Origin of the sequence: Variovorax sp. Varisp85, from assembly GCF_047304045.1 — a bacterium.
Lineage (GTDB): Bacteria > Pseudomonadota > Gammaproteobacteria > Burkholderiales > Burkholderiaceae_C > Variovorax.
On record NZ_JBGLYN010000147.1, the window covers coordinates 1 to 829 of the forward strand.

The 829-nt window shown below is 66.7% G+C and carries 1 protein-coding gene; it reads left to right on the forward strand.

Going from position 1 to position 829, the window contains the following annotated elements; translation table 11 throughout:
* Window positions 1–703, forward strand: a 703-nt coding sequence (locus ACCC97_RS28780; protein WP_413336383.1) for a porin, incomplete at its 5' end; no start/stop codon positions are given.
* Between the last annotated feature and the right edge of the window lie 126 nt (window positions 704–829).

Genomic DNA, 829 nt, shown 5'->3' on the forward strand with positions numbered 1-829 from the left:
CATCAACAACGCCAACTACGTGCGCGCGAGCAACTCGATCGGCTACTTCCTGCCGCCGAACCTGGGCGGCTTCTACGGCCAGGTGCAGTACAGCCTGCACGAGAACGCCAGCACCGATGCGACCAGCACCACGGCTGCTTCCAGCAGCACCGCCGGGCGCTACGTCGGTGGGCGCTTCGGCTACGCCAACGGTCCCCTGGACGTGGCGCTGGGCGTGGGCCGGAGCACGGCGGTGGACACCACCGCGCTGGAGCGCAAGGTGCAGACCATCAACCTGGGCGCTTCGTACGACTTCGGTCCGGTGAAGCTGTTCGGTGAGCTGTCGAACGTGAAGAACAAGTTCGACACGGCGCTCACGAGCACGCACGACAGCTACAACGGCTACCTGGTGGGCGCGACGGTGCCGGTGGGCGCGGGGCTGATCCGCGTGGCGTACTCGCAGGTGCGCTACAACGAAGGCGCGGCCGGCACCACGGGCGAGGACCCGCTGGCACGCAAGTTCGCGATCGGCTACGTGCACAACCTGTCCAAGCGCACGGCGCTGTATGCGACGGTGGCGCGCGTGAACAACCGCAACGACGCGAACTACACGGGCAGCCTGGTGTCGGCCAGCACCACGGGCTACGGCAGCGCGGGCGTGAGCTACACGGGCCTGCCGCGCTCTTCCACCGGCTACGACTTCGGTATCCGCCACGCGTTCTGATGCAGAGCGCACGCCGCGCGGGACAAAAGGGCGCGTGCTCCTTTCTCCCGCACGGCTCTTGTTTGTCCAGCCAGCAGTGAGTTTTCCAATGGACCGAATCCGACTCTTTGCGAGCGTGCTGATGGC